This is a genomic window from Acinetobacter sp. ANC 4173 (genome assembly GCF_004331255.1).
In the GTDB taxonomy this organism is placed as follows: domain Bacteria; phylum Pseudomonadota; class Gammaproteobacteria; order Pseudomonadales; family Moraxellaceae; genus Acinetobacter.
Genome location: NZ_SJOF01000002.1, coordinates 69,970 through 89,968 on the forward strand (window position 1 = coordinate 69,970; position 19,999 = coordinate 89,968).

Here is a 19,999-nt window from a genome sequence, read left to right on the forward strand (position 1 = left end):
TCTCTCCAGATTTTGAAATTATTACAGTCCTTTTGCCTGAAAGTTTCCGGGGTCGTTGCTCCTTCGGCGAGCACATAACTGTGCTTCTCTCCTGCAATAATTGCTTCTTATAATATGAGCAATATATATACCATTTGCGAGTGCTAAATATACAAATTTAGTAATTATTTATAAGAAGTATTTAATTTTTTTTTATTCCAATAAAATTCATATACTTGAAAAAACAATATGTGATTCTGTTTTATCTAAATGATGTAATAAAATGAATTTCAATCTATCTATAAAAAAAGCCCCAAGTGGGGCTTACGCATTTTAACGGTGCGTATGAATGGACATCACAATTCCCATACCAGCAAGCAGTGCAATCACCGCCGTACCACCATAACTCATTAGAGGCAATGGATCTCCCGTCACAGGAAGAATCCCACTAATCATGCCCGAGTTGAGAAATACAAAGAAAAAGAACGTTAAACCAATGGCACTTGCCAGCAAACGACCATAGTTATGAAAGGAATTCAGTCCAATCATCATGCAACGGAAAATAATTGCCGCATATAGTGCAAACAAAAAAATGACGCCAAAGAATCCAAACTCTTCCGAATAGGTCGATAAAATAAAGTCTGTATGGTGTTCGGGTAAATAGCCCAAATGCGACTGCGTTCCCCCCAAATAGCCCTTACCCATTAAGCCACCAGAACCAATCGCAATCTTAGACTGGATAATATTCCAACCCGCGCCTAAGGCATCGGATTCTGGATCAAACAGGGTTAATACACGCTTCTTTTGATAAGCCTGCAATACATACATCCATAACACAGGCGCAGCAACAGCAAATGCCATAAAGGCTCCCAAAATGAGCCTCCAAGACATCCCACTCAAAAAGAGTACGAAAATTCCGGGGATAATTAAGCCAATAGATAAATCGGGTTGTAAAGCCACCAATACAAAAGGCACAAACATGATGACCAATGCACCCAAAATATGTACGAGTTTGGGTGGAAAAGGTTTTCTTGAGAAGTACCATGCCATCATAAGTGGCATAGCAAACTTCATAAACTCACTGGGTTGTACACTGCCAATACCCGGTACAGTCAACCAACGTTTAGCCCCTAAGCGGGTATCGCCTATGACAAGCACCAAAACCAACAATACAATTGAAATCAGATAGAAATATGGGCTGGTTGCCTGATAAACCTTCGGCGGAATTTGGGCACAAATAAACAATAGAATAAAGCCGACACCAAAACTGGTGGCCTGACGCAGTACCATCCCCATATCTTCAGCTGTGGCACTATAAACCGCCATTAAACCAATAATAGAATTTACGACCAATAATCCTAATAACCAAGGATCAAGATGTAAACGGTGCCATTTGGAGGAATCGTCTTTAATACTTCGACCATCCCGTAAGGATTGGCGTAAGAAACGATACTGTTGAGAAGGTATCATCTGATGAGGCAATACAGCTAAAAGTGAGCAGAGTATAAATTTAAACTGCGGTAGAGTGAATGCTTAATTCAACGTTCAGGATAATTATTTCGTAAACAATCACAGCTACCGCATAAAATGTTTAAATTAGTTTTGCGATTGGGTAATCAAACGTGCCAACTGTAAGTCATCTGGATAGGTAATTTTAATATTATCCGAGCGCCCATGAACCACATGAACAGGATGTCCCGCGTATTCCAAGGCACTCGCTTCATCGGTAATGACTTGTTGGTCTCGCAAAGCCAGCTCAATTGCTTGTTTTAATACACCCAATTTTGCCATCTGCGGCGTTTGAGCTTGCCATAATAGATCACGGCTCACGGTCTTACTGATGACCGCTTCAGTTTCGACCCGCTTTAAAGTATCGCGGACTGGAATGGCAAGAATAGCTGCTTGATCTGTTTCAATCGCTTTATGAACCAATGTATTTAACACAGGCAAAGTGACACAAGGACGCGCTGCATCATGCACCAATACCCAGTCATCTTTATCAGCAATTTGCGTGAGATAAGTTAAGGCATTTAATACAGAGTCAACTCGCTCGTTACCACCCGCACAAAAATGTGATTTTTCTGGAGCAGCCAAAGCCAAGCTTGGAATCACATTATCATCTTGCGCAACCGCAAGCACATAACCTGCTAAATCCAAGCCGTTTAATCGCTCTACCGTATGTTCCAATACAGTTTTATCATCAAGCAATTGATATTGTTTTAATTCAGATTGAGAAAAACGACGTCCAGAACCCGCAGCAGGAATCACCACCCAAAGCTTATTGTGCATTGGCTGGCTCTGGTGGGATGGCATTGTCGTCTTCATTGGTACGTAAATCTGTTTTCGCGTTTGGATCAATATAAATAGGTTTATATTGAGTACTGATGGTACTCATTTGAACAAAAGTTTCGCGTGGTTTAATTAACCCTAAATCTAAACGTGCATGTTCTTCTATGGCTTCAACACCATTTTTTAAATCATAAACTTCTGCTGCAAGAACACGATTACGCTCTTTTAGCTCATCATTAATTTCTGTCTGTTGTTGGATTTTTTGGGTCAGTTGCTGATGATCATGATAACCACCCTCACCGAACCAAAATAAATACTGAAACCCTGCGATCAGTACGATCGCAAGGCCCAATAGTAATTTACTCGCAAAAGAGTCAAATACATTTAACATAGATAGCATTCAATCGCTTAGTTCAAACCTTTGAACTCAGCTTTACCGCGATAGATCGCATTAGTCAACTCTTCAATACGAAGCAATTGGTTATATTTTGCAACACGGTCAGAACGACAAAGTGAACCCGTCTTGATTTGGCCCGCTGCTGTACCCACTGCAAGATCCGCAATTGTAGAATCTTCAGTTTCACCAGAACGGTGTGAAATCACAGTAGAGTAACCATTTTCTTTCGCAAGATAGATTGCATCTAAAGTTTCAGTCAACGTACCGATTTGGTTGTATTTGATTAAGATAGAATTACCTACTTTCTCATTAATACCACGTTGAAGGATTTTCGGGTTTGTAACGAACAAGTCATCACCCACCAACTGGATTTTGTCACCAAGGATAGAGGTCAAGTAAGACCAACCTTCCCAATCCGACTCATCTAAACCATCTTCAATTGAGATAATTGGATATTGGTTTACAAGACCTGCTAAATAGTCAGAGAACTGGTTGCTTGTGAATGCTTTATTGCCTTCACCTGCAAGGATATATTGACCATTTTTGTAGAATTCTGAAGATGCACAGTCAAGCGCAAGCATAATATCAGAACCAGCTTTGTAACCAGTTTGACCAATTGCTTCAAGAATAACAGTGATTGCTTCTTCGTTTGAACGCAAGTTCGGAGCAAAACCACCTTCATCACCTACAGCAGTATTTAAACCTTTTTTGTTTAAAACTGATTTTAGAGAATGGAAGATTTCAGCACCTGCACGTAATGCTTCAGAGAATGAAGTGAAGCCTACAGGCTCAATCATAAACTCTTGAATATCTACATTGTTGTCTGCATGCGAACCACCGTTGATGATGTTCATCATTGGTACAGGCATGCTTAAAGTCGTTTGGCCACGTAAGTCTGCGATGTATTGAAAAAGAGGAATTTTCTTTTCAGTAGCAGCAGCACGTGCAGCAGCTAAAGAAACAGCTAGAGTTGCGTTAGCACCTAGTTTTTCTTTATTTTCAGTGCCATCAAGTGCAATCATCGTATTATCGATGTCTTTTTGCTCAAATACTGATTTACCCACTAAAGCGTCACGGATTAAAGTGTTTACGTTGTTTACAGCAGTTTTAACGCCTTTACCTAAATAACGCGCTTTATCGCCGTCACGAAGTTCTAAAGCTTCACGAGAGCCAGTTGAAGCACCAGATGGTGCACATGCACGACCTACAACACCAGATTCTAGGATAACGTCTGCTTCGATGGTTGGGTTACCACGAGAGTCCAAAATTTCACGTGCACGAATGTCAACGATTTGGCTCATGAATAATTCCTCAGTTGATTAATAACGAGATGCTTTAGAAGGCATCAATGAGTATCTAATTTTGCGAAACCTTTTACCAAGGTATCTAATTCTTTCAGCTGCGCTAAGAACGGCTCAAGTTGAGACATACGCAAGGCACATGGACCATCACATTTGGCTTTTTCAGGATCTGGATGTGCTTCCAAGAACAAACCAGCCAAGCCTGTTGCCATACCTGCACGAGCAAGTGTTGTGATTTGTGCACGGCGACCGCCCGCTGAATCTGTACGACCACCAGGCGTTTGCAATGCATGCGTCACATCAAAGAACACAGGCACATTCATTTCTTTCATGATGTCGAAGCCCAACATGTCTACAACCAAATTGTTGTAACCAAATGCCGAACCACGTTCACAAATAATGAGCTTGTCATTTCCAGCTTCTAAACACTTATGCAAAATATGGCGCATTTCGTGCGGAGCAAGGAACTGTGCTTTCTTGATGTTAATAATGGCATCTGTTTTAGCCATTGCTTCAACCAAGTCAGTTTGACGACTTAAAAAAGCTGGCAACTGAATGATGTCTGCAACTTCAGCCACTGGTGCAGCTTGATACGGCTCATGCACATCAGTAATGATTGGTACATTAAAGTGCTTTTTAATGTCCGCCAACCATTCAATTCCTTTTTCCAAACCAGGACCACGGAATGAATTTAAGCTCGAACGATTCGCTTTATCGAAACTTGCCTTAAACACATAGGGAATGTCTAAGCGCTTGCAAATATCAACATAAGTTTCTGCAATTTCAAAAGCTAAATCTTTTGACTCTAATACGTTCATGCCGCCGAATAGTACAAATGGCAAGTGGTTTGCCATTTGTATATCGCCTAAACGTACAATTTCTTGTGGTTTTAATTGTGACATTTAAACTTTCCTAGTTTAGTCCTAGACATACCTTATTCTTAAGCTTTTTGATGTTTTGCTTTCGCTGCACCAATAAAACCTGCAAATAATGGATGGCCATCACGTGGTGAACTTGTAAATTCCGGGTGGAATTGTACAGCAATAAACCAAGGATGTTGAGGAATTTCAACTGTTTCTACTAAGTGCTGTACAGGTGAATAGCCCGAAATTTTCATCCCTGCCTCTTCAAGTGCTGGAATGAAACGATTGTTCATTTCATAACGATGACGATGACGCTCTACAATTTCAGCTTTGCCATACACTTCACGTGTTTTGGTGCCTTCAACCAATTCAGACTTTTGCGCACCTAAACGCATGGTGCCACCAAGGTCAGACTCAAGGCTACGCTGTTGTACTTCACCACGTTCATCTAACCATTCAGTAATCAAACCAATCAATGGTGATTTAGTTGAACGGTTGAATTCAGTAGAAGTCGCATCTGCAATACCCGCAACGTTACGAGCAAATTCAATTACAGCCAACTGCATACCCAAACAAATACCAAGGAATGGCACATTGTTTTCACGTGCATACTGAATCGCTTTCATTTTGCCTTCAGTACCGCGCTCACCAAAACCACCCGGCACAAGAATCGCATCTGCATCTTTTAATGCTGTCGCAACATCTTGGCTTTCAAGATCTTCCGCATTGACATAATCAATTTGAACTTTAACGCGATTTTGAATACCAGCGTGCAATAACGCTTCGTTTACAGATTTATACGCATCTGGAAGTTCAACATACTTACCTACCATTGCAACACGTACTGTGTATTCAGGGTTTAACAATGCTTCTACCACATTGTCCCAATCTGAAAGATCAGCTTCAGGTAAATCATTAAAACCAAAACGCTCACAGATTAAATCATCAACGTCTTGCTCATAGAATGTACGAGGAATTTGGTAAATTGTTTTCGCATCTTTACATACCACAACCGCACGCGCTTCCACGTTGGTGAATAATGCAATTTTGCGTGTCGTATCCGCATCAACATCGTATTCAGTACGGCAGATTAAGATATCTGGTTGAATACCAATAGATAGCAACTCTTTCACAGAGTGTTGAGTCGGTTTGGTTTTTAACTCGGCCGCTGACTTGATATATGGCAACAACGTTAAATGCATCAGCATGGTACGTTTGTGACCTAATTCAACCATCAACTGACGTACAGATTCCATGAATGGGAGAGATTCAATGTCACCGACTGTTCCACCAATTTCTACGATGGCAACGTCATAACCTTCGCCAGCGCGAAGAACACGTTCTTTAATATTGTCTGTAATGTGTGGAATTACTTGAACAGTACCACCTAAGTAATCACCACGACGCTCTTTATTGAGTACGTCTTGATAAACACGACCAGAAGTAAAGTTGTTGAGTTTGGTCATTTTCGCACGACGTAAGAAACGTTCGTAATAACCCAAATCCAAGTCAGTCTCAGCACCATCCTCTGTGACAAAAACTTCACCATGCTGGAATGGGCTCATCGTCCCTGGATCGACATTAATGTATGGATCCATTTTGACCATGGTGACTTTTAAACCACGGGCTTCTAAAAGTGCAGCAACTGAAGCAGCTGAAATACCTTTACCTAGTGATGAAACTACACCACCAGTAACGAAAATAAAATGGGTCATTAAGTTTCTCGTACAATGGAGCCTAAATCGGCCTACAATGTTGTGCGATTTTACTTTACTATGTACCTAGAAAGCAAAGTCAATTAGCAGCAATTCATAGATCAATAAACAATTGGCTATTCTATCAGCATTTCCGATAAAAATTTAGTAGGGAATCTCAGGATTTTTCATCTGTAATTTTACTGCTATACTATGCGCACTCTATTTATGCTTTATTTTGTGCGATTATGAATAAGAAATTTTTAATTTGTGGTGCCCTTGCATTGGGTCTATTACTTACCGCATGTGTTAAAAAAGAAGAACCTAAAGATGAGCAAACTGAAACAACCCAAGCTGCATCTGAACCGACTGAACAAGTACAGTTCCAACCTTTAGAAGCATCTAAACCTGAAGCTGAGGTTGTTATTCCAACTCAAGTTGAAGTTGTGCGTGAGCAAACCGCAAATACTACGACTGAAATTCGTCGTGAAGAAGCACCAAAACCAGCTACAACTCAAGCAGTTGAAGCACCTAAAGCTGAAGACAAACCTGCTCAAGTCGTACAACAGCCGAAACCAAATACAACTGCTCAGTCTGAAGATGATGCTGTCGCTGCTGCAATTGCCGCTGCAACCCCTGCATTAGACAATAAATAATTTAAGATCTATTTTAAAAAACCAGTTCAAATGAACTGGTTTTTTATGGTCTATAACAAGACTTTAAAACATTAATCTGCATGTAACTTTAGATAATCTGCGATTAATTTTGCAGCCCATGATCGGGTTTGAGTAACCCCCTCATAAAAACCACAATGACTGCCCTTTTTGGTCGTCACAACAATAATATTTTCCATTCTTTCAATAACTGATTTATAAGGATAAAAGTTCTTGATATGACAAACGGGGTCATCCTCAGAATTTAAAACCATCAATGGAACTTTAATATTCTCAAATACATGAATAGGGTTAATGGCTTGGGTATAACTGGCATAGTCGCGATAACCTGCTAATTCAAAATAACTTTTCTCAAATTCTGCCAGTGTTTTGACCGCCAAGACCTGTGACAATGAAGTCACAGGTTTCCAAGTCGGCAAATAAGGATGAATAAAAGTCTTGAATAGTTTTTTGGTCATGACTTTACTATAAAACGGATGAATGTTCACAAAGCCCAGTTCAGTGTTATAGCCAGGGCATAATGCGAAAGCGGCTTTAAACGGTGTGTCTTCACCTTGCTCGCCCAAATAACGAACCAATAAACCCGTACCCGCGGATGAACCTACGGCATATAAAGATGAAGCTGAAAACTGTTGCTGAATATAGGTGACTTGCTCACGTAAATCTGAAGTAAAACCAAATAAGCTCATTTTCGGTACAGGTAAAGGTAAACCTGCATGCCCACGGCGCAAACACAAAGCAATACGCCAACCCGTATATTGATGCAGATCTCGAACCAACTCCCTCATACTGGTTAAATTACCCGTAATCGTATGCAGAAGAATGATCGTCGGAGTTTCTGGGGGTAATGCCAGACCATACCAAGCTACCGCAGTCACGCCGCCATCTTGCATGGTCAACTGATCCATTCGATCATACTCAAGTTGAATGGTTCGCTTCTTAATCACATCAAAATATAATAAATGTGCATGTGTGTTTGATAACCACGGGGTTGGACGATATTTCTGTTGAAGTTGAGGTAACTTTTCTAGCACCTTTTTACTTTGCCCTTGTGAGCTATAGTACAGTTTTGGTTGTTCAGCACCGATAACCGAATCAATCCATTCCGAACCTAGAACTTTAATTTTATTTAAAGTAGATATTCTCATATTGATTTACCATTATTGATGATGAGTAAAAGATTGCTGTACTAATGTGGCGATCTGCTGACCCCAAATGGCATAAATTTCTTTACTTGGATGAAAACCATCGCTTGCCATCGGCAAATTCATTGTTTGAAAGGCATGAATGTCAAAATGTAGAAACTTAAACTGACTGTTCTGCGCTAAATATTGCTGTAATCGCTGATTCATTGCAGTTGCATATTGCCCCAATAACCATGCCAATGGATTCGGCAAGGCTGGAAAATGCTGCATCGGTGGGACACCTGTGACAATAATCAATTTCGGCTGAAACCGATTCTGTACTTCTTCAAATAAATGCTGTTGTTGCTTCAACCAAGATTTGACTGAAGTTAATTTGGTAACATCATTCACACCGACTGATGTCACCACTACATCGTACTGCTGTGGTGCTAAATGTTGTGTTGCTCGAATGACTTGCTCCGTCGTATCGCCAGTCTTTGCATGTAGTTTCCAGAGAATCTGATATTCATCTTGTAATGCTTGAAGAATCGCGCCAGACAAAGCCTCACTTTGTGATTCTACTCCAACTCCTGCTGCAGCCGAATCCCCTAAAATTAATAAGGATAATGACTGCCCTTGACCGATTATTCCCTCACGATCACCACTGGCTTCTAAAAGACGTGGTGTATTCTTGCGAACTTTTACCCCCTGAAATACCAACACAGGCAATAAAGCTAAAGTCGAAAGTTTTAACCACATTTGTTTAATCTCAGTAATTGTGTAAAGAAATATAAATTAAGCGGGCTGAAACTGCTTAATACGCTGCCCCATCTCAGTAGCCAATGCCTCCAAACCACTTTTTGGTCGAATCATCACTTCAAAATCAACAATTTGACCTTGTTCATTGAATTGAATCATATCGATCCCTTTCAACTTTTTGTCCCCGATATTTGCTGAAAACTCCAAAACAACAGATTGAGCATTTTCCGTCAGAAATTCACGATGATAGGTGAAGTTTTCGAATACCTGAATAACATTGCTCAGAATAAACTGCACCACGGCTTTACCTTCATAAGGATGAAAAGCAACAGGAGATCTGAAAACCACATTATCTGCTAACAATTCATTTAAGTAATCCATGTCACGCGTTGCAACCATGTGGTGCCATTTATGTAATGCATCTTGGGTTTGTTTTAATTGCATTGTTGTATTCTCTTTAATTGATGAAAAGAGGACCCGCAGGTCCCCTTGGTTTTAAATTACTGCTGCAAGCTCAGCACCTTGACGAATTGCACGTTTCGCATCTAATTCACCTGCTTCTTTTGCGCCACCAATTAAGTGTACTGCTTTACCATCAGCTTTTAATTGATCAAACATTGCTGTAAAAGGCTCTTGCCCCGCACAAATCACCACATTGTCTACATCTAGAATCATTGATTTATCATTAACAATGATGTGGAGACCTTGGTCATCAACTTTTTCATAGTTTGCGCCCGCAATCATCTGCACATCACGGTTTTTCAAACCTGTACGGTGAATCCAGCCTGTTGTTTTACCCAAACCAGCACCCACAGATGTAGGTTTACGCTGTAATAAAAAGATTTCACGCTCAGATGCTTCTACTTGTGGTTGTTTTAAACCGCCAACATCGTTGTAATGCGTATCAATCCCCCATTCATTATAGAATTTCTGTGGGTTTAAACTGCCACTTTCACCTTCGTGGCTCAAGTATTCAGCCGTATCAAAACCAATACCCCCCGCACCAATCACCGCGACGCGTTTACCCACAGGCTTACGCTCTCTTAATACTTCGATGTAGCTCAATACTTTTGGATGATCGATTCCTTCAAAGCTCAGCTCACGTGGCGTTACACCTGTAGCGACCACAATGTCATCAAAATTGGCTTGGCTGAGTTCTTCATACGTCGCTTTATGATTCAATTGCAGCTTAATCTTCGGTTGTAATAATTCAATTTTACGCTTGAAGTAACGTAAGGTTTCATAAAACTCTTCTTTACCTGGGACTGTTTTCGCAATATTGAACTGACCACCAATTTGGTGCGCAGCTTCAAAAATAGTGACATTATGACCGCGCTCTGCTGCATAAGTTGCAAAACTTAAACCCGCAGGACCAGCACCAATTACAGCAATATTTTTCGCTTGAACTGCTTCTTTGAAAATTAACTCTGTTTCATAACATGCACGTGGGTTCACTAAGCAAGTTGCAATTTTCATCGAGAAAATATGGTCTAAACAGGCTTGGTTACAGCCAATACAAGTATTAATTTCATCACTACGACCTTGTTCAGCTTTAAGTACAAACTCGGGGTCGGCCAACATTGGTCGCGCCATAGAGACGATATCAGCGTCACCTGTTGCCAAGACATGCTCTGCCATTTCAGGTGTATTGATACGGTTAGAAGTAACCAAAGGTATGTTTACACTACCTTTTAATTTTTTGGTGACCCAAGTAAATGCCGCACGTGGCACTTTGGTCGCAATAGTCGGAATACGCGCTTCATGCCAGCCAATACCCGTATTGATAATGGTTGCACCCGCTTTTTCAATTTCTTTGGCTAAGTGAATCACTTCATCTAAGCTCGAACCACCTTCAACCAAATCCAACATAGATAAACGGTAAATAATAATGAAGTTTTCACCGACTGCTTCGCGGGTACGTTTGACAATTTCAATTGGGAAACGAATACGGTTTTCATAGCTACCGCCCCATTCATCCTCACGATGGTTGGTGCGTGCCGCAATAAATTCATTGATTAAATAACCTTCTGAACCCATGATTTCTACACCATCGTAACCTGCGTATTGCGAAAGCTTGGCACAGTTTACAAAATCATCGATGGTTTGCTGAACTTCAGCAGAACTCAATTCTTTAGGACGACTTGGATTAATCGGTGCTTGAATTGCAGATGGTGCAACAATATCTTTTTGGTATGAATAACGACCAGTATGTAGAATTTGCAAAGCAATTTTACCACCCGCTTCATGAACTGCCTGTGTAATTACTTTATGGTGTTCTGCTTCTTCACGGGTATCGAGCTTAGAACCACCTTTAAAAGTCAAACCATGATCATTGGGTGAAATACCGCCCGTCACAATCAGCCCAACACCGCCTTTTGCCCGCTCAGCATAAAATGCCGCCATACGGTCATAACCACTTGGCGCTTCTTCAAGACCAACGTGCATAGAGCCCATAAGTACACGGTTTTTAAGCGTAGTAAATCCTAAATCTAATGGGGCGAGTAAGTGTGGATAATTGGACATGAGACCTCCATGGCTTGCAATGTGCTGGCTAAATTTTGCTTTTATGCAACTTGTTGCACTAATTTATAATCCAATTTTGAAATCTATGCAACATGTTGCATAATATCTGTACCTTATTTTTTTGATGCTAACTTATGTCTTTAGCACATGTTCTTCTGACCAGCTTAATTGAAAAACCCAGTACAGGGATTGAACTGGCACGGCGTTTTGACCGTTCTATGGGTTTCTTTTGGAATGCAACACATCAACAAATTTACCGTGAACTCAGCACCATGCAGCAAAAAGGCTGGATTTCAACCATGGAAGACGAGAGTTCCAATAGCAGAAAAAAAACCTATCAAGTGGAACAATTGGGGCGCACTGAGTTGGCTGACTGGATGGTCAAACAAGGCCCACCCGCTCAACTGCGTGAAGAACTGATGGTTCGTTTAAGAGCAGAAGCACAAGTCGGTGGTGCAACCGTACTGCCCGAATTAGAAAGACACCTCATTTTGCATCAAGAAAAGTTGAAAATTTATCAACAGATTTTTAATAAAGACTTTCCATCTACAGAAAATGAAAATCGGACTTTATATATTCATAAAATGATTTTACAGTTAGGCATTAACTTAGAAGTTGGCTGGATTGAATGGCTTGAAGCCATGATTACAGGTCTGAAAAAATTTGAAAAAACCTAAAAAATAGAGAAATGACAATGCCTTATTATCAAATGCCCGACCAAGAACAATTGTATGTTCGTGAGTTTGGTCAGGGGGAGCCTGTTTTAGTATTATCAGGTCTAGGCATGCAAAGTTGGCAATGGATGCCTTTTTTAATTCAAAACAGTAAACAATTTAAATTTATTATTCCAGATTGGCGTGGGTTTGGTCGATCAAAATACTGCCGTATACCTGAAATAGATGCTATTTCTAGCCATTGGCGTGATTTGGAGGCATTAATCCAACAATTAAAGTATCCAGATTTTACCGTAATTGCTTTCTCAATGGGGGCAACAACTGCCATGCATGGCATGAAATATGGAAATTTTAAACAATATATCAATCGTTATTTACATATTGATCAAGCACCCAAAATTACGGTAGATACTCATTGGCCATATGGTCTACTTAGTCAGCAACACTCAAATTTTAAAAATCTCTTGGCTGAAATTTCATTGTTTTTTTCTGCCTTGCCGCCTGTGAATAGGCTAGAAGATCTTAAACCAGCTTCACGCCATGAATTTATTAAAATATGGAGTAAATTCATATTATTACAAAATGGTCATCGCCTAAGCCCGATCTTATGGAACACCGCATTAAAATACGATAAATTGCAAAAACATCTCTTACCCTTACACCGCCTCGACTATCTGGCATGGTATATCAATAACTATCTCTATCATGATGAAGATTATCGAGAATGTTTAGCACAATTGGGCTGTCCAACAACTTTTTTTATTGGGGAAAATTCGATACTTTACCCATCTCAAGGACAAAAAATTATCGCGAATAGTGTCAAAAATGCCAAGCAAGTCATCTTTGAACGGTCAGGTCATGCCATTTTAATTAATGAACCCTTCAAATTTCAGCGAGAAATTTCCCGCTTCCTTTTGAATCGTTACGAATAGCAGCAGTTTAGTTAAAGCACCGCTCGATCGTATTTAATGGCTTCAAGATCATAGACTTGATAAATGCAATCAAATAGCGAGCGGATATCTTCGCTTTCATCCATACTTCGAATAGCAAGGAAGATTGGGCTAACTGCGGCATCATCTAACAACGGAATATAGTTTAGGTGAGGAAACTGAATGCTACAGGCACTTTCAGGCACAATACAAATCCCTTCACCCGCAGCCACCAAACCTAGCGCCAACTGAATTTCACGCACTTCACGTAAACTGCGCGGCTCTAAACCATACTCTGAAAATAAGCTGCGAACTTGAGTCGAGAAATTGGGTTTAGGGTGACTTGGGTATAAAAACAGACTTTCTTCGACCAAATCTGCAAGGTATACCCCTTGTTTTTGCGATGCTAAAGGGTGACTACTGTGTGCGGCAACCATCAAGGGTTCTTCACGTAATAAAACACGACGAATTGCAGGATCAGAAATTCTTAAGCGTCCAAATCCAACATCAATACGCCCTTCTTTAAGCGCCTGAATCTGATCTTTGGTGCTCATTTCAATCAGTTCAATTTTAAGCTGTGATTGCTGCTGACGGAATAAATACACAATTCGTGGCAACAAACCATAAAGCAATGACCCAACAAATCCCATGGTTACCGTGCGTTCGACCATCCCCACACGCTTAGTCATCGACTTCACTTCTTCAGCATTAGACAAAAGTTTAACCGCATGCTGATAGAAAAATTGGCCTGCTGGTGTGGTCTGCAAAGGTCGACTACCGCGCTCAAACAGTTGAACGCCCAACTCAGCTTCAAGGTTTTGAATCTGCCGACTCAATGGAGGTTGAGCAATAAACAGTTTTTCTGCTGCTTTGGTAAAACTTTGTTCCTCTACAACCGCTACAAAATAGCGTAGGTGTCTAAGTTCCATAAGACCTCATACCTTTTAAATATAAAAAAATGCAAAAATGATCTTCGACAGTCTTAAATCATTCTTTTAAGGTATATCACATGACTTAGACAAATCAAGATAGCGAAGCCGAAAGATGTATAAATCGATTGAAACGTTGCTTGTAGAGATACCGACAATCCGCCCACATAAAATGGCGGTTGCAACAATGCAAACTCAAACCTTAGTTCTGGTGAAAATCAGCACTGAAGATGGCTTTACCGGTTGGGGTGAAGCAACCACGATTGGTGGCTTAGGCTACGGTGAAGAAAGCCCTGAAAGCGTCAAAACCAATATCGAAACTTATTTTACTCCATTACTCAAATCATTATCAGGTTTGAATGTGGCTCAAACCATACAAACAATTAAACGTAATATCAATGGCAACCGTTTCGCGAAAAATGCCATTCAAACCGCGCTATTTGATATTCAAGCACAACGCTTAGGTTTACCGATCAGTGAAGTACTTGGTGGTCGTTTAAGACATAGTGTGCCTGTACTGTGGGTACTGGCTTCTGGGGATACCGAAAAAGATATCGCTGAAGCGCAGAAAATGATTGCCTGCAAACGTCACAACACCTTCAAGTTAAAAATTGGTTCGCGTCGCGTGGAAGAAGATGTGGAACACGTTTTGGCCATTAAACAGGCTTTGGGTCCCGATGTTTCTATTCGTGTCGACGTAAACCGTGCTTGGTCAGAACTGGAAGCAATTAAAGGGATTCAACACTTGCAAGATGGCGGTGTCGATTTAATTGAACAACCCTGCGCGATTGACAATATTGATGCGATGCAACGCCTCACTCACCGTTTCGATATTGCCATTATGGCAGATGAATCATTAATGGGTCCTGACAGTGCGTATCGCTTAGCAAAACATAACGGTGCATCTGTCTTTGCCGTAAAAATTGCACAATCGGGCGGTTTAGTCGAAGCCAGTGAAGTTGGAAAAATTGCGAAACTGGCAGGCATTGATCTGTATGGCGGCACCATGCTTGAGGGTCCTGTGGGCACTATGGCATCTGCACAAGTCTTTTCTACCTTTCACAATTTAGCGTATGGCACCGAACTGTTTGGTCCACTGTTGCTAACCGAAGATATTTTAAAACAACCGTTGCAATATCAAAACTTCGAGCTGGTGTTACCGACCACAGCTGGACTAGGTATTGAACTTGATGAAGACAAAATTGACGGTATGCGTCGCCAGTAATTGAAGGAATTCTACATGCTTTACCACGTACGAATGGATGTAAACCTGCCAAAGGATATGCCCGTAGAACAGGCAAATGAAATTAAAGCGGTTGAAAAGGCATATTCGCAAGAATTGCAACAGCAAGGTAAATGGCGCCATATTTGGCGTATTACAGGTCAATACTCAAACATCAGTATTTTTGATGTCGAGAGCAATGAAGAATTGCACAACCTGTTACAAGGTCTTCCACTTTATCCTTATATGAATATTGAAGTAATGCCGCTGAACCGACATCCCTCTTCTATTCGTGAAGATGATCGTTAAGAAGTAAAAGTTTAAGGAAAGTACGCTTTCCGAATTGTAAGAAACTACCTGTATTCACAAGGAATGTGGCCAGCCAGTGTATTGATGAAATCAAACATGTGCCAGCCACCAAAACATACTTAAGGAGTTATAGTATGAACCGTCAACAAATTGATGCCCTCGTAAAAGAAATGAACGTCGACACTGCGACTGGTCCTGTCGATGCACGTGTACAACAAATTGTTGTACGTTTATTGGGTGATCTGTTCCAAGCGATTGAAGACCTTGACATCAGTCAATCTGAACTGTGGAAAGGTCTGGAATATTTCACCGATGCAGGTCAAGCCAATGAACTTGGTTTACTTGCAGCAGGTTTGGGCTTGGAACATTATTTAGACCTTCGTGCCGATGAAGCAGATGCTAAAGCAGGCATTACAGGTGGCACACCACGTACCATTGAAGGTCCACTCTATGTTGCAGGTGCACCTGAATCTACAGGTTTTGCCCGCATGGATGATGGTTCTGAAACAGGCAAAATTCCAACTTTATTTATTGAAGGTACAGTGACTGATACCGATGGCAACATTATTGAAGGTGCCAAAGTTGAAGTTTGGCATGCTAACAGCTTAGGCAACTACTCTTTCTTCGATAAGTCTCAATCTGAGTTTAACTTACGTCGCAGCATTTTGAGCGATGCCAATGGTCATTATGTCGCACAGACCACCATGCCTGTAGGCTATGGCTGCCCACCTGAAGGCACCACTCAAGCAGTACTGAATAAATTAGGTCGTCATGGCAACCGCCCTTCACACGTGCATTATTTTGTCTCGGCTCCGGGTTATCGCAAACTCACGACGCAATTCAACATTGAAGGTGACCAATACCTTTGGGACGACTTTGCCTTTGCAACACGTGATGGTTTGGTTGCAACTGCGGTAGATATTACAGATGAAGCTGAAATTTCCCGTCGCGGTTTAAATCAACCATTCAAGCACATCTCATTCAATATTGAATTAGTTAAAGAGCAACAAGGCGCTCCATCAACTGAAGTTGATCGTCGTCGCGCTAGCGCTTAACCCACATTTTAGGAACCGAAATGACATCTAAATCTAATGTCATTTCGGAGAGTTCCCCACATTTGGAACCTCGGAGAACGGACATGCCTCGTATTCCTGTAATTAACACCAGCCACCTTGACCGTATTGATGAATTGCTTGTCGATGACTTTGAAACGGGTGAATTTAAACTGCATCGCTCAGTATTTACTGATCAAGCCTTATTTGACCTTGAAATGAAATACATTTTTGAAGGCAACTGGGTTTACTTGGCACACGAAAGCCAAATTCCAAATAATAACGATTTCTACACCACATATATGGGACGCCAACCGATCATTATTGCGCGTAACCGTAATGGTGAACTGAATGCCATGATCAATGCCTGTTCACACCGTGGTGCGCAACTTTGCCGTCATAAACGTGGCAACAAGGCAACCTATACCTGCCCTTTCCACGGTTGGACGTTTAACAACTCAGGTAAACTCCTGAAAGTAAAAGATCCAAGTGAAGCTGGTTATTCAGATTGCTTTAATCAAGAAGGTTCACATGACCTGAAAAAAGTAGCACGTTTTGAAAACTACAAAGGCTTCTTGTTTGGTAGTTTGAATCCTGACGTTCCTTCACTGGAAGAATTTTTAGGTGAAACCACCAAAATTATTGACATGATTGTCGATCAGTCTGAGCAAGGTCTAGAAGTTTTACGTGGTGCATCGACCTACACTTACGAAGGCAACTGGAAACTGACCGCTGAAAATGGCGCCGATGGTTATCACGTTTCTGCGGTTCACTGGAACTATGCCGCAACGACTCAACACCGTAAAGAAACTCAAGCTGCCGATAATATTCGTGCCATGAGCGCTGGCTCTTGGGGTAAACAAGGCGGTGGCTCTTACGGTTTTGACAATGGTCACATGTTGCTCTGGACACAATGGGCAAACCCAGAAGACCGTCCAAACTTCCCTAAAGCCGATGAATACACTGAGAAATTCGGTGCGCCAATGTCGAAATGGATGATTGAGCGTTCACGTAACCTATGCCTCTATCCAAATGTGTATTTGATGGATCAGTTCGGTTCACAAATTCGTGTACTTCGCCCTCTTTCTGTTAATAAAACCGAAGTCACCATTTACTGTATCGCTCCTAAAGGAGAAGCACCAGAAGCGCGCGCACGCCGTATCCGTCAATATGAAGATTTCTTTAACGCTTCAGGTATGGCAACACCCGATGACCTTGAAGAATTCCGTGCTTGCCAAGCAGGTTATGCAGGGATTGAGCTGGAATGGAATGACATGTGCCGTGGCTCGAAACACTGGATTCAAGGCCCTGACGATGCTGCCAATGAAATTGGTCTAAAACCAAAACTTAGTGGTATTAAAACCGAAGATGAAGGACTGTACCTCGCCCAACATCAATATTGGCTAGAAAGCATGAAACATGCGATTGCCTCAGAAAAAGCACTCGTGAATGAACAAGGAGAGATCGCATGAATGCCACTGCTACTTTAGAACGCAGCTCACTCGAGCAGATCTCGCAATTTCTATATCAAGAAGCACGTTTTCTGGATGATGAGCAATGGGATGACTGGTTAAATTGTTATGCCCCATCGGCTTCTTTCTGGATGCCGGCTTGGGATGATGATGACCGTTTAACTGAAGACCCTCAGTCTGAAATTTCGCTGATTTATTACCCAGACCGTCAAGGTTTAGAAGATCGTGTGTTCCGTATTAAAACTGAACGCTCTTCTGCAACCATGCCCGACACACGCACCAGCCATAACATCAGCAACATTGAAGTGATGGCACGTGATGGTGACAAAGTGACAGTTCGTTTTAACTGGAACACCTTAAGTTTCCGTTACAAAACCAACTACAGCTATTTCGGCATGTCGCGTTACGAAATCGACTTTTCAGGCGCGCAACCACAAATTTTAAGCAAATACGTGGTACTGAAAAATGACTATATCAATCAAGTGATTGATATTTACCACCTCTGATTCAAGCGTAATCCCTTCAGTCAGATGGAATGTTGACTGAAGGTCAAGTTTCAAAGTTTTTAGTAGGATTCTAGCCATGTCAAACCACAATATTGCACTTCAATTTGAAGATGGTGTTACCCGTTTTATTAGCGTCACTCAAGGTGAAACTTTATCTGATGCTGCTTACCGTCAAAAAATTAATATTCCTTTAGATTGCCGTGATGGTGCTTGTGGAACGTGCCGAGCTTTCTGTGAATCAGGAAGTTATGACATGCCTGAAGAAACCTACATTGAAGATGCGTTAACACCAGAAGAAGCAGAGCAAGGCTATATTTTGGCGTGTCAATGCCGCCCTACTTCGGATGCAGTGTTCCAAATTCAAGCGTCATCTGAAGTCTGTAAAACCGAAATTCATCAGTATCAAGGTACTTTAGTTGCTGTCGAAAACTTATCAGAATCGACCATTACTTTTGATATTCAGCTCGATGAAGGTCAACCTGATATTCACTTCCTTGCGGGTCAATATGTCAACGTTGGCATTCCAGACACTACAGAAACCCGTTCATATTCATTTAGCTCTAAACCAGGCAACCGTTTAACAAGCTTTGTAGTACGCAATGTGCCGAATGGCAAAATGAGCAGCTTTTTAAGTAGCACGGCCAAAGCGGGCGACAAAATGACTTTTACCGGTCCATTTGGTAGCTTCTATTTGCGTAATGTGGTTCGTCCTGTCGTTATGCTCGCAGGTGGTACAGGTATTGCCCCATTTATGTCCATGCTACAGGTCTTAGAAGAAAAAGGCTCTGAACACCCTGTCCGTTTAGTCTTTGGTGTGACCAATGATTTTGACTTAGTGGCTTTAGAACAACTGGATGCACTTCAAGCCAAACTCCCATGGTTTGAGTACCGTACTGTAGTTGCAAGCCCAGAATCTGCACATGAGCGTAAAGGTTATGTGACGGGTCACATCGACAATGAATGGCTCAATGGCGGTGATGTCGATGTCTACCTCTGTGGCCCTGTTCCTATGGTTGATGCCGTTCGTGGTTGGTTAGATAGCGAAGGCGTAAAACCTGCAAACTTCTTGTTTGAAAAATTCTCTGCAAACTAATACACCACCCAATATTTAAGTTATAGAAAAGTTGATACGCGAAAATGTCATTCGCAATTGTTCGAGGCCAGACCGCTTGATAAAAATGCTTTTCCGTGAAGAAGATATCAGGTAATAGGTTTTGCGAATGACAATGGTTTTGCTTACTTTTCCCAAGAGAAAAGTAAGTCTAACCGAAGGTTAATCCTGTCACTGATGCTCAATTATTGG

20 protein-coding genes and 1 riboswitch are annotated in these 19,999 nt (G+C 41.3%); of the genes, 9 read left to right on the top strand and 11 right to left on the bottom strand.

Features of this window, described 5'->3' with window-relative positions; translation table 11 throughout:
* Positions 1-14 precede the first annotated feature (14 nt).
* Positions 15-104: riboswitch (glycine riboswitch) on the bottom strand.
* Positions 105-312: 208 nt separating this feature from the next.
* The 6 genes from rodA to E0H94_RS02775 all read right to left on the bottom strand — a co-directional run bounded on the left by rodA (position 313) and on the right by E0H94_RS02775 (position 6,544).
* Entirely contained in the window at positions 313-1,449 is a 1,137-nt protein-coding gene (gene rodA, locus E0H94_RS02750) for a rod shape-determining protein RodA (protein WP_131325028.1), read from the bottom strand.
* 126 nt (positions 1,450-1,575) lie between these two features.
* Positions 1,576-2,292: a 2-C-methyl-D-erythritol 4-phosphate cytidylyltransferase gene (gene ispD, locus E0H94_RS02755; RefSeq protein WP_131325029.1), complete on the bottom strand. Its 717-nt coding sequence runs from the start codon at positions 2,290-2,292 to the stop codon at positions 1,576-1,578.
* Complete coding sequence (ftsB, locus tag E0H94_RS02760; RefSeq protein WP_131325030.1) at positions 2,258-2,659, bottom strand: cell division protein FtsB; 402 nt, start codon at positions 2,657-2,659, stop codon at positions 2,258-2,260. The genes ispD and ftsB overlap by 35 nt, the downstream gene beginning before the upstream one ends.
* A 17-nt stretch (positions 2,660-2,676) precedes the next feature.
* Positions 2,677-3,966, bottom strand: coding sequence for a phosphopyruvate hydratase (gene eno / locus E0H94_RS02765; protein WP_131325031.1), 1,290 nt, complete (start codon positions 3,964-3,966; stop codon positions 2,677-2,679).
* A gap of 44 nt (positions 3,967-4,010) precedes the next feature.
* Positions 4,011-4,868, bottom strand: coding sequence for a 3-deoxy-8-phosphooctulonate synthase (kdsA, locus tag E0H94_RS02770; protein ID WP_131325032.1), 858 nt, complete (start codon positions 4,866-4,868; stop codon positions 4,011-4,013).
* A 38-nt stretch (positions 4,869-4,906) separates the two neighbouring features.
* A complete protein-coding gene (locus E0H94_RS02775; protein WP_131325033.1) occupies positions 4,907-6,544 on the bottom strand; it encodes a CTP synthase in 1,638 nt (545 codons plus the stop codon).
* A 227-nt stretch (positions 6,545-6,771) separates the two neighbouring features.
* On the opposite strand from E0H94_RS02775, the gene E0H94_RS02780 reads away from it, so the two are divergent.
* Positions 6,772-7,179: an internalin gene (locus tag E0H94_RS02780; protein WP_131325034.1), complete on the top strand. Its 408-nt coding sequence runs from the start codon at positions 6,772-6,774 to the stop codon at positions 7,177-7,179.
* Positions 7,180-7,250: 71 nt separating this feature from the next.
* On the opposite strand, the gene E0H94_RS02785 is transcribed toward E0H94_RS02780, so the two are convergent.
* The 4 genes from E0H94_RS02785 to E0H94_RS02800 are packed head-to-tail and all read right to left on the bottom strand — an operon-like array spanning position 7,251 to position 11,603.
* Positions 7,251-8,345, bottom strand: coding sequence for a YheT family hydrolase (locus E0H94_RS02785; RefSeq protein ID WP_131325035.1), 1,095 nt, complete (start codon positions 8,343-8,345; stop codon positions 7,251-7,253).
* Between the two features lie 12 nt (positions 8,346-8,357).
* Positions 8,358-9,080, bottom strand: a complete 723-nt coding sequence (locus E0H94_RS02790) for an SGNH/GDSL hydrolase family protein (protein WP_131325036.1) — start codon at positions 9,078-9,080, stop codon at positions 8,358-8,360.
* Positions 9,081-9,116: 36 nt separating this feature from the next.
* Positions 9,117-9,524: a nuclear transport factor 2 family protein gene (locus E0H94_RS02795; RefSeq protein WP_116760726.1), complete on the bottom strand. Its 408-nt coding sequence runs from the start codon at positions 9,522-9,524 to the stop codon at positions 9,117-9,119.
* A gap of 51 nt (positions 9,525-9,575) precedes the next feature.
* The gene (locus E0H94_RS02800; RefSeq protein ID WP_131325037.1) at positions 9,576-11,603 is read right to left on the bottom strand and encodes an NADPH-dependent 2,4-dienoyl-CoA reductase; all 2,028 of its coding nucleotides are present in this window, start codon (positions 11,601-11,603) and stop codon (positions 9,576-9,578) included.
* Positions 11,604-11,737: 134 nt separating this feature from the next.
* On the opposite strand from E0H94_RS02800, the gene E0H94_RS02805 reads away from it, so the two are divergent.
* Entirely contained in the window at positions 11,738-12,280 is a 543-nt protein-coding gene (locus E0H94_RS02805; RefSeq protein ID WP_131325038.1) for a PadR family transcriptional regulator, read from the top strand.
* A 17-nt stretch (positions 12,281-12,297) separates the two neighbouring features.
* Complete coding sequence (locus tag E0H94_RS02810; protein WP_131325039.1) at positions 12,298-13,209, top strand: alpha/beta fold hydrolase; 912 nt, start codon at positions 12,298-12,300, stop codon at positions 13,207-13,209.
* A gap of 11 nt (positions 13,210-13,220) precedes the next feature.
* On the opposite strand, the gene E0H94_RS02815 is transcribed toward E0H94_RS02810, so the two are convergent.
* Positions 13,221-14,135 carry a LysR family transcriptional regulator gene (locus tag E0H94_RS02815; RefSeq protein ID WP_131325040.1) on the bottom strand — a complete coding sequence of 305 codons (915 nt, stop codon included), beginning with the start codon at positions 14,133-14,135 and terminating at the stop codon, positions 13,221-13,223.
* Between the two features lie 115 nt (positions 14,136-14,250).
* Here E0H94_RS02815 and E0H94_RS02820 point away from each other — a divergent pair, with 115 nt between their 5' ends.
* The 6 genes from E0H94_RS02820 to benC all read left to right on the top strand — a co-directional run bounded on the left by E0H94_RS02820 (position 14,251) and on the right by benC (position 19,789).
* Positions 14,251-15,360 carry a muconate/chloromuconate family cycloisomerase gene (locus E0H94_RS02820; protein WP_131325041.1) on the top strand — a complete coding sequence of 370 codons (1,110 nt, stop codon included), beginning with the start codon at positions 14,251-14,253 and terminating at the stop codon, positions 15,358-15,360.
* A gap of 15 nt (positions 15,361-15,375) precedes the next feature.
* The gene (gene catC / locus E0H94_RS02825) at positions 15,376-15,666 is read left to right on the top strand and encodes a muconolactone Delta-isomerase (RefSeq protein ID WP_131325042.1); all 291 of its coding nucleotides are present in this window, start codon (positions 15,376-15,378) and stop codon (positions 15,664-15,666) included.
* 134 nt (positions 15,667-15,800) lie between these two features.
* Positions 15,801-16,721: a catechol 1,2-dioxygenase gene (gene catA / locus E0H94_RS02830; RefSeq protein WP_131325043.1), complete on the top strand. Its 921-nt coding sequence runs from the start codon at positions 15,801-15,803 to the stop codon at positions 16,719-16,721.
* Positions 16,722-16,804: 83 nt separating this feature from the next.
* Positions 16,805-18,190 (top strand): benzoate 1,2-dioxygenase large subunit, encoded by a 1,386-nt coding sequence (benA, locus tag E0H94_RS02835; RefSeq protein ID WP_131325044.1) that lies wholly within the window; start codon positions 16,805-16,807, stop codon positions 18,188-18,190.
* Positions 18,187-18,696: a benzoate 1,2-dioxygenase small subunit gene (benB, locus tag E0H94_RS02840; RefSeq protein ID WP_131265308.1), complete on the top strand. Its 510-nt coding sequence runs from the start codon at positions 18,187-18,189 to the stop codon at positions 18,694-18,696. Before benA ends, benB begins: the two co-directional genes overlap by 4 nt.
* Before the next feature lie 76 nt (positions 18,697-18,772).
* The gene (gene benC, locus E0H94_RS02845) at positions 18,773-19,789 is read left to right on the top strand and encodes a benzoate 1,2-dioxygenase electron transfer component BenC (RefSeq protein WP_131325045.1); all 1,017 of its coding nucleotides are present in this window, start codon (positions 18,773-18,775) and stop codon (positions 19,787-19,789) included.
* Positions 19,790-19,999 lie beyond the last annotated feature (210 nt).

Excerpts from the sequence above, each read along its gene's own strand:
- rodA (WP_131325028.1), bottom strand. The coding sequence starts at position 1,449 with ATGATACCTTCTCAACAGTATCGTTTCTTACGCCAATCCTTACGGGAT.
- ispD (WP_131325029.1), bottom strand. The coding sequence starts at position 2,292 with ATGCCATCCCACCAGAGCCAGCCAATGCACAATAAGCTTTGGGTGGTG.
- ftsB (WP_131325030.1), bottom strand. The coding sequence starts at position 2,659 with ATGTTAAATGTATTTGACTCTTTTGCGAGTAAATTACTATTGGGCCTT.
- eno (WP_131325031.1), bottom strand. The coding sequence starts at position 3,966 with ATGAGCCAAATCGTTGACATTCGTGCACGTGAAATTTTGGACTCTCGT.
- kdsA (WP_131325032.1), bottom strand. The coding sequence starts at position 4,868 with ATGTCACAATTAAAACCACAAGAAATTGTACGTTTAGGCGATATACAA.
- E0H94_RS02775 (WP_131325033.1), bottom strand. The coding sequence starts at position 6,544 with ATGACCCATTTTATTTTCGTTACTGGTGGTGTAGTTTCATCACTAGGT.
- E0H94_RS02780 (WP_131325034.1), top strand. The coding sequence starts at position 6,772 with ATGAATAAGAAATTTTTAATTTGTGGTGCCCTTGCATTGGGTCTATTA.
- E0H94_RS02785 (WP_131325035.1), bottom strand. The coding sequence starts at position 8,345 with ATGAGAATATCTACTTTAAATAAAATTAAAGTTCTAGGTTCGGAATGG.
- E0H94_RS02790 (WP_131325036.1), bottom strand. The coding sequence starts at position 9,080 with ATGTGGTTAAAACTTTCGACTTTAGCTTTATTGCCTGTGTTGGTATTT.
- E0H94_RS02795 (WP_116760726.1), bottom strand. The coding sequence starts at position 9,524 with ATGCAATTAAAACAAACCCAAGATGCATTACATAAATGGCACCACATG.
- E0H94_RS02800 (WP_131325037.1), bottom strand. The coding sequence starts at position 11,603 with ATGTCCAATTATCCACACTTACTCGCCCCATTAGATTTAGGATTTACT.
- E0H94_RS02805 (WP_131325038.1), top strand. The coding sequence starts at position 11,738 with ATGTCTTTAGCACATGTTCTTCTGACCAGCTTAATTGAAAAACCCAGT.
- E0H94_RS02810 (WP_131325039.1), top strand. The coding sequence starts at position 12,298 with ATGCCTTATTATCAAATGCCCGACCAAGAACAATTGTATGTTCGTGAG.
- E0H94_RS02815 (WP_131325040.1), bottom strand. The coding sequence starts at position 14,135 with ATGGAACTTAGACACCTACGCTATTTTGTAGCGGTTGTAGAGGAACAA.
- E0H94_RS02820 (WP_131325041.1), top strand. The coding sequence starts at position 14,251 with ATGTATAAATCGATTGAAACGTTGCTTGTAGAGATACCGACAATCCGC.
- catC (WP_131325042.1), top strand. The coding sequence starts at position 15,376 with ATGCTTTACCACGTACGAATGGATGTAAACCTGCCAAAGGATATGCCC.
- catA (WP_131325043.1), top strand. The coding sequence starts at position 15,801 with ATGAACCGTCAACAAATTGATGCCCTCGTAAAAGAAATGAACGTCGAC.
- benA (WP_131325044.1), top strand. The coding sequence starts at position 16,805 with ATGCCTCGTATTCCTGTAATTAACACCAGCCACCTTGACCGTATTGAT.
- benB (WP_131265308.1), top strand. The coding sequence starts at position 18,187 with ATGAATGCCACTGCTACTTTAGAACGCAGCTCACTCGAGCAGATCTCG.
- benC (WP_131325045.1), top strand. The coding sequence starts at position 18,773 with ATGTCAAACCACAATATTGCACTTCAATTTGAAGATGGTGTTACCCGT.